Annotated in this window: 4 protein-coding genes; all 4 read right to left on the reverse strand. The window is 69.8% G+C overall.

Going from position 1 to position 8,465, the window contains the following annotated elements:
• Positions 1 to 334 precede the first annotated feature (334 nt).
• Positions 335 to 3,421, reverse strand: coding sequence for an error-prone DNA polymerase (locus A0W70_RS14575; RefSeq protein WP_067563736.1), 3,087 nt, complete (start codon positions 3,419 to 3,421; stop codon positions 335 to 337).
• A 165-nt stretch (positions 3,422 to 3,586) separates the two neighbouring features.
• On the reverse strand, positions 3,587 to 4,111 hold the full coding sequence (locus A0W70_RS14580; protein ID WP_067563740.1) for an REP-associated tyrosine transposase: 525 nt from the start codon (positions 4,109 to 4,111) through the stop codon (positions 3,587 to 3,589).
• 246 nt (positions 4,112 to 4,357) lie between these two features.
• Positions 4,358 to 6,406, reverse strand: coding sequence for a tetratricopeptide repeat-containing sulfotransferase family protein (locus tag A0W70_RS17260; RefSeq protein WP_067563744.1), 2,049 nt, complete (start codon positions 6,404 to 6,406; stop codon positions 4,358 to 4,360).
• A 462-nt stretch (positions 6,407 to 6,868) separates the two neighbouring features.
• Positions 6,869 to 8,465: Y-family DNA polymerase (locus A0W70_RS14590; protein WP_217495451.1), on the reverse strand; the 1,597-nt coding region annotated here is incomplete at its 5' end.

The following is an 8,465-nucleotide window of genomic DNA, read 5'->3' on the forward strand; positions in this document are numbered from 1 at the left end:
GCGGTCCACCACGGCGGTGGAAACCACGGCGAAGCATTTCACCGCGCAATGCCGGCATTCCCCGGCGGCGAGTGAAAGTGCATGTCACGAATGCCAGAGGCGCCGGGAAAAGCCGGCCTACACAACTAACCGCGGGACAACCCTGGCCGGTTCGCGCATTCCGGCTCCGTGCCCGGAATGCGCGCGTTCGCCTCCGGCGAAAACGCGCCTACGAACCTCTCGCCCCCAGCCCTTGGCCCTTGGCCCTTGGCCCTTGGCCCTTGGCCCTTGGCCCTTCGCCCTTCGCCCTTCGCCCTTCGCCCTTCGCCCTGCCGCCTGCCGCCTGCCGCCTCTATCAATGAAAATCCCGCGCCGAGACATCCAGCCGCCCGAGCCACCCGCTGGCGTCCTCCAGCGATTCCGCCACCACGTGCACCACGGCCTCCTGCCGCTGCACGCGCCCCGTCACGCCCACCAGGCGGCCGCCATACAGGGTCGGGCGATACTGGCGGCCGACACCCTGGCGGACGATCACGTTGACCACCCCGGTCTCGTCCTCCAGCGTCAGGAAGGTCACCCCGCTCGCGGTCGACGGCTGCTGGCGCGTGATGACCAACCCGCCCGTCACGACGCGCACACCGTCGGCCAGCCGACAGGTGTCGTCAGCTGTCCGCCAGTGACCGAAGCGCGACCGCAGCAGCGCCAATGGGTGCCGCCGCAGCGTGAGACCGGTACTGGCGTAATCCGCGCGGATCGATTCGCCCTCGCGTGGCGGCCGCAGCACCGGTTGCGGCTGTTGCGCCGCCTCATCGCCAAACAGCGGCAGCGCCGACTGCACTCCGTGCGCCGCCCAGCGCGCCGCCGTGCGGTCACCGGCCAGCCCCTGCAGGGCATCCGCCTCGGCCAGCGCATCAAGATCGCGCCGGTCCAGATCCGCACGGGCCGCCAGTTCCGCGGTATCGGCGACCGCCACCCCCAGGGCCGCGATCCGCGCACGCGCCCCCGCCGACAACCCGCGCACCCGGTCCAGCCCCAGGCGCAGGGCCGCGCCGCCGTTGCCGTCCGGCTCCAGCGTGGACACGGCATCGCTCACGCGCACATCCACCGGGCGCGCCTCGACGCCCTGCTCCCGCGCGGCCCGCACGAGCTGTGACGGGCCGTAAAACCCCATTGGCTGGGCATTGAGCAGCGCCGCGGTGAAGGCCGCGGGATAGTGATACTTGAGCCAGGCCGAGGCCCAGGCCAGCAGGGCGAAACTGGCGGCGTGCGATTCCGGGAAGCCGTACCCGGCGAAGCCCCGGATCTGCGCGAACATGCGGCGGGCGAACTCCTCCGTGTAGCCGTTGGCGGTCATGCCCTCGACCAGGCGCCGCTCGAACGGCTCCAGATCGCCGCTCTTGCGCCAGGCGGCCATGGAACGGCGCAGCTGATCGGCCTCGCCCGGCGAGAAATCCGCCGCCAGCATGGCCATCTCGATCACCTGCTCCTGGAACAGCGGCACCCCCAGCGTCCGCCCGAGCACGCGCTCGATCTCCGGCCCGCCGTATTCGATCGTCTCCAGCCCCTGGCGGCGGCGCAGATAGGGATGGACCATCTCGCCCTGGATCGGCCCCGGGCGCACGATCGAGATCTCGATCACGAGATCGTAGAAGGTCTCGGGCTTCAGGCGCGGCAGCATGGTCATCTGCGCGCGCGACTCGATCTGGAACACGCCGACCGTATCGGCGCGCTGGATCATATCGAAGACGTCTCGATCTTCGCGCGGGATTGTCGCCAGCGTGTACCGCCGCCCGTAGAACGCCGCGATGCGGTCGAATGCATCGTGGATCGCCGTCAGCATGCCGAGCGCGAGGCAGTCGATCTTCAGCAGGCCGACCGCGTCGAGGTCGTCCTTGTCCCACTGGATGACCGTGCGGCCGTCCATCGCCGCGTTCTCGATCGGCACCAGATCGGTCAGCGACCGCCGCCCGATCACCAGCCCGCCGACGTGCTGCGACAGGTGGCGCGGGAAGCCCTGGATCTGCTCCGCCAGCGTCAGCACGCGGTGGATCACCGGCGCATCCGGATCGAAGCCGGTCTCGCGCACCCGCTCGCGGTCGATCGCGCGACCGTCGCGCCCGGCGCCCGCCCGCGCCAGCCGATCGACCTGGGCCGGCTCCATGCCCAGCGCGCCGGCGATATCGCGCAGCGCGCTCTTCGGGCGATAACAGATCACCGTCGCCGCCAGCGCTACCCGGTCGTCGCCGTAGCGCCGGTAGATGTACTGGATGACCTCCTCGCGCCGGTGGTGCTCGAAATCGACGTCGATATCCGGCGGCTCGCCGCGCTCGCGCGAGATGAAACGCTCGAACAGCAGCGCGCTGGTCGAAGGATCCACCGCCGTGATGCCGAGGCAGTAACAGACCGCCGAGTTCGCCGCCGAACCGCGCCCCTGACAGAGGATCCCGCGCTCACGGGCATAGCGCACGATGTCATCCACGGTCAGGAAATACGCCTCGTAACCGAGCTCCGCGATCAGCGCCAGTTCGTGCTCGAGCTGATCGCGCACACCCGCCGGCTCGCCCCTGGGCCAGCGCTCGGCCACACCGGCCTCGACCCGCGCCCGCAGCCAGCCGCTCAGGGTATAACCGGCGGGGACGCTTTCCTCCGGGTATTCGTAGGCCAGTTCATCAAGAGAGAAGGTGCAGCGCCGCGCGAGTTCGACCGTGGACGCCAGCAGTTCCGGCGCATAGAGCCGCGCCAGGCGCGCGCGGCTGCGCAGGTGAGCCTCGCCGTTGCCCGCCAGCGCCGTCCCCGCGGCGGCGACTGTCGTGCCGAGGCGGATCGCCGTCAGCGCATCCGCCAGCGCCCGGCGCCCGCGGGCATGCATGTGCACGTCACCCAGCGCGACCCGGTCGATCCCGGTATCGGCCGCCAACCGCTCCAGCGAACGCAGCCGCGCGGACTCGCCCGGGCCGAGATGGCGCACCACGCCGATCCGGCAGCGCTCGCCGAAACAGTCACGCAGCCAGGCCCCATCGGCGACCGCCCGGCCCTCGTCCCGCCCCGGCAGCCAGATCGCGAGACAGCCCGGCAGGCCATCGGCGAGCATCCCACGGTCAAGCCGGTAAGACCCCTTCGGTGCCGACCGCCGTGCCGCGCTGATCAGCCGCGAAAGCCGCGCATAACCGCCCCGATCCATCGCCAGCACGACCAGCCGCAGCCCGCAGTCCAGCTCGAAGCGGCTGCCGACGATCAGATGCAGCCCGCAATCCCGCGCCGCCGCATGCGCACGCACCGCACCCGCGAGCGAACACTCGTCCGTCAACGCCAGCGCCGAATACCCCAGCCGCGCCGCCCGCTCGACCAGCTCCTCCGGGTGCGAGGCGCCCCGCAGAAAACTGAAATTCGAGACCGCACACAGCTCGGCATACGCCGGTGCGGTTTGTGTCGGTAGAGACATGCAACACCCCACAAGGCCGACTCACGACCGGAGCCACTCCCCGGCGGCAAGCCAAGCCGGCTGTTGCCTTCGGCAAAAGCCGGCCTACGTCCAACCCAACCATGCAGGCCGGCTTGCGACCGAAGGGAGCCAGCCGGCAGATCACCTGGACCAACCGACAAACGCCTACAAGTCACCACCGTTCGCCAGCACAGTAGCCTCGAGGTCTTCCGGATCCGCAATCCCCCAATCCGGCGAGTACCAGCCATCCCGGATATAACGATGAATCGAGCTAGCCGACCATTCAGCCGCCTTTCCCACCAGCCCATGCCGTACCGGGTTGTAATGCACATAATCCAGATGCATCCGTAGATCGCGCTCATCGCGAATCAAGTGCTCCCAGAAACGCGCCTGCCAGAACGCCCCGGTCATACCCTGACGCCGCATCTTTCCCGTAGTCCTGCGCTTGATGCGTTGCCACCGACGGGAAAAATCATCATCGCCAACAGGCAGGCGCCAGATGCAATGCAGATGATCCGGGAGCACCACCATGGCGACCGTTTCAAATGGCTGGTCTTTCGCGACATCGCGATAACTCGACCGGAACGCATCCAATCCCTGGGTGGACGCCAACCATCGCCGCCGTCCCGCGGTCACGACCGTGAAAAACCAGGTACCACCCGCGACACGGGCGCGCACGTATCGCCCCATTCCCCCTCCCTGGTTGAAACGCCGGCTGTTGCCTTCGGCAAAAGCCGGCCTACGACACCTCGCCCGCCGCCCATGTAGGCCGGTTTGCGACCGAAGGGAGCCAGCCGGCAGAAGGCCCCTCGACACCCGAGCACGTTGTCCCATGACATCAAACGCCGGCTGTTGCCTTCGGCAAAAGCCGGCCTACGATTCCTCGCTGGCCGCCCCACGTAGGCCGGCTTGCGACCGAAGGGAGCCAGCCGGCACTCACTCATCCGGTGCCAGCGGCCCCAACGCCGCCAGCAGCGGCTGGAGTTCGTGTTCGTAACGCCGCCAACGCCCGACGGCGCTGGCGTACAACGGCTGGCGCACCTGGGTCGCGCTCGCGGTGCGGACGGAGCGTTCGTTGCGATGGAACGCGAGACAGGCGTCATCCCACTCGAGGCCGCAATGCGCCAGCAGCCGCGCGACCTCCGTCTCCGGCTCCGCCACCAGCGCCTCGTAATCGATCTCCAGCAACTGCGGCGGCGAGAGCGTCTCGCGCCAGTGCGCCATCAACCCGTGGTAGGCGCGGTAATACCGCCCCAGTTCTTCCAGGTCGTAGGTGAATGCCTGCCGGCCGGCGAACAGGTAACTGAAGCACGACAGGCAGGTATCCACCGGATCACGACGGACATGGACGATGCGCGCGTGCGGCAGGACCGCGGCGATCAGGCCGCAATGGACGAAATTGCCCGGCAGCTTGTCCGTCACCCGCTCGGCCTCGATGGCCGGATCGATCAGCGACTCGCAATAGCGACGGCCGATCTCCGCGGCCGTCCCGCCATCGAGCGCCTCGACCCACCCGGGAAAGTTTTTGCCGAAGCGGCCGTCGTAATCGGCCACCACCGTCCCGAGATCGCGCCGCTCGCCGGCCCCGTGCACGCGCGGATGGCTCGCCAGAATCTGCTCGATCAGGCTGGTCCCGGAACGCGGCATGCCGACGATGAACACCGGTACGTCGCTGTCATGCCCCGCATCGGCGAGCGCCTCGATGCGCTCGCGCGGAAACGCCTCGGCGATGGCCGCGAAGCGCCGCTCGTCCGCGCCGACGTCGTAGTCGAGCGTCTGCCGGCGCAGCCGCGCGCCCTCGCGGTAGTACCCGAAGATCCGTTCCGGCGCCTCGCCCGAGTCCGCCACCAGTTTGCCGGCGGCATAATGGAGCGAGGCTGCTTCCGCCGCCGACCAGCCGCGCTGCTCCAGCCGCGCCTGCACGGCGGCGAGTTCCGCCGCGGGATCGGCCGGGCGGCGCAGGATCGCCAGGTGGTACACCGCATCGGTGTACCCCGGGCGCAGCGCAAGCGCCTGGCGGTAGGCCGCGTCGGCCTCGTCGAACTGCCCGCCGTCGGCCAGTGCATTGGCCAGGGCGTTGTGGACCTCCGGCTGCTCCGGGTCGATCTCGATGGCCTTGCGGCAAAGCGTGATCGCCTCGTCCACCCGGCCCAGTTCGCGCAGGGTCGCCGCGAGCTGCATCAGCAGATCGGTGCGGTGCGCGTCCTGCGCCAGGCCGGCGCGGGCGATTTGCTCCGCGTCGGCCAGCTTGCCGCGGCGGCGCAGCAGATTGCCGAGGTTGTTGTGCACGCCGAGATCATCCGGCTGCAGTTCCAGCGCCCGCCGGTAGGCCGACTCGGCCTCCGCCAGCCGTTCCAGTTCCGTGAGGACGTTGCCGCGGTTCGTATGAAAACCGGCGTGTTCGGGATCGATCGCCACCGCCTGGTCGTAGGCCGCGAGCGCCTCCTCCATCCGTCCCTGCGCCATGAGCACATTGCCCAGCCGGTTGTGTGCTTCGCCTAGACGCGGATGCCGCTGGAGCACATCGCGGTAATGGCGCTCCGCCTCCACCGGGGCGCCAGCGCCCTCATGGGCGATCCCCAGGTTGAACAGCGCCTCGAAGAAGTCGGGCTTCGCGCGCAGCGCCGCCCGGAATTCACGAACGGCCTCATCGAAACGATCGAGCCGGGTGAGCATCAGCCCGAGATTGTTCCGCGTCGCCGGATTGTCGGGCTCGATCTTCGCCGCGCGGCGGTAGGCGCGGACCGCCTCCTGCACTTCTCCCAGTCCCTGCGCGGAGGTCCCCATCACGTTCCAGCCCACGGCCAAACCCGGCCAGCGCTCCGTGAACGCACGCGCGCCGTCGAGCGCCTCCTGCAGACGCCCCCCGCGATACAGCTCGATCAGGCGCGACGCCTCGGTCTGCGCCCTGGTCTCCGCGGCGGCCCCGCGCGGCGCGCGCCCGCTCTTCTTCGGCTTCTTCCCGCTCTTCCCGCTGCGACTCATCCGAATATCCCGTCCGCCCGTGATCCAGAGCGGGTCATGGTACCGGCTACAACCCTGTCGGGGCCTCTCCAACGCAACCGCCGGCCAGCGAATCCCCCCTCGAACGTCCGCCCGCTCACGTAGGTTGGGTTGACGAAGGAAACCCAACTCGACGAGCGATCCGCCGGCGACGAGGCGTGATTCCGGTCATTCAACCTCGACCGTTGGGTATCGCTGGCGCTCAACCCAACCTACGTTGCTACCCGCCAGCCACCCTACCCCGTAGGCCGGCTTTGCGCGGTCCGCGGGGACCGGATTGCGCCCGATACATGTCACCGCGCAATGCCGGCATTCCCGGCGGCGGGCGACAGGCCCGTAGCCCGGATGCAGCCGAAGGCGGAATCCGGGAAGCTTTGCGCATGCGGCCAAACGTTTCCCCGGATTCCGGCTACCGCCTCCATCCGGGCTACGGTGCCTCCCCCATCAGGCAAACAACCCATGCAGATACCACATCACCGGCACCCGCCGCTCGCGGTAGATCCACAGCACCGAGCCACCCGGGTTCCGCGCGACGAAGTAATCGCGCTCGACATCGTCGCCATCCCACCAGCCCGTCTCGATGCGCTCCGGCCCGTCCAGCAGGTCGAGCCGCCCCTGGCACAGCGGCCGGCGTTGCTCATCGAGCGGCAACACACCCGGCTGCACCAGCAGCCACAACGGCCGTGGCGGCGCGTCGACGGGCTCGTGCGCGGGCGTGCCACCGGGCGCCGCGCGCTGCCAGGCGCGCTCCGGGCGATGCTCGGCCACCAGCGCCAGACCATGTACCGCCTCCCGCCCGAGCCGCGCGCGCAGCCGCTCCAGCAGGCGCTCGGGCGGTTCGGTGCCGGCATCGGTCAGCAGGTCCGTCACCGGCGGGTGGTAGGCCACCGGCGCCCGGGTGCGGACACCGACGGCCACCACGGGGCCCTGCAGGGCCGTCCGTTCAAGCCGCTCGCGTGCCAGCGCCTGCATGTGCCGGGCCTCGCGCGCGGGCGTCGCCAGGCCCACCTCGACCCCGAGCGCCTCGCCGCGCCGGGGGTGGAGTTCGATGCGGAAATCCTGGATCCCCGCATCCCGGGCGCGCAGCCAAGCCTCCAGTTCCGACAGCAGCCGCTCGACCGCCAGAACCGGCAGGTCCAGCGAGGCCGTCTCCTCCGGCAGGGTGACGACGCCTTCGAAACGCCCCGGCGGCTGGAAACGTGGCGGCGACTCGTCGCGCTGACCGCGCAGCCGGTCCAGGTAATCGAGGAAATCCCGCCCGAGACGGCGCGCGACGCCCTCGCGCGGCAGCGCGAAACACCCGGCCAGCGTACTCACGCCCCAGCCTTCCAGGCGCTCACTCGCGCGCCGGTCGACCCCTGATCCACGGCACGGCAAAGATCCCAGTGCATCCGCCAGCGCGTCACGGCGCTCGATGCGGCCGCCACCGCGGTGGGCCAGCAGGCACGCGGCAGCCGGGGTCGGGGCGATGCCCTGCCAGGCCTCACGGCCCAGGGTCCCGAGCAGCGCGCTCACCTCCGCGAGCAGCGCATCCAGCCCGCCGAACAGCCGCCGGCTGCCGCCGATCTCCAGCAGCACGTCCGTCGGCGGCTGCAGCGAGACGTAATCGGTAAAGTAAAAACAGGCGGCGCCGAGCCGCTCCAGCGCCGCCCGCTCCGCGGCCGGATCCCGCTTCAGGGTCCGCAATCCGGGCGCACGCACGCGCGCGGCATCGGTACCCATGCCCGGGCGGACGCCCGCGCGCAGCGCCACGTCGTTGCAGGTGACCAGCACCTCGTGCGCACCCGCCGCTTCCACCACCGCGACCGGTTCCGTGCGCGTCGCCGACAGCGCAATCTCGAGCGCCAGTCGCGGGCAATACAGATCGAGCCAGAGCATGTTTGTCCAGGCATCGTCCAGTGCATCCATGCCGTGACGGAAAAAGCGCGAAGACCGGGACGGGAGCACCGGATACGGTTCCATCCGGCACGGCCGTGCATACAACGGGAGATACCACCCCTCATCCCGGTGAACATGGGAGACGGCGATGGATACGCCGATT

Source organism: Halofilum ochraceum (genome assembly GCF_001614315.2).
Lineage (GTDB): Bacteria > Pseudomonadota > Gammaproteobacteria > XJ16 > Halofilaceae > Halofilum > Halofilum ochraceum.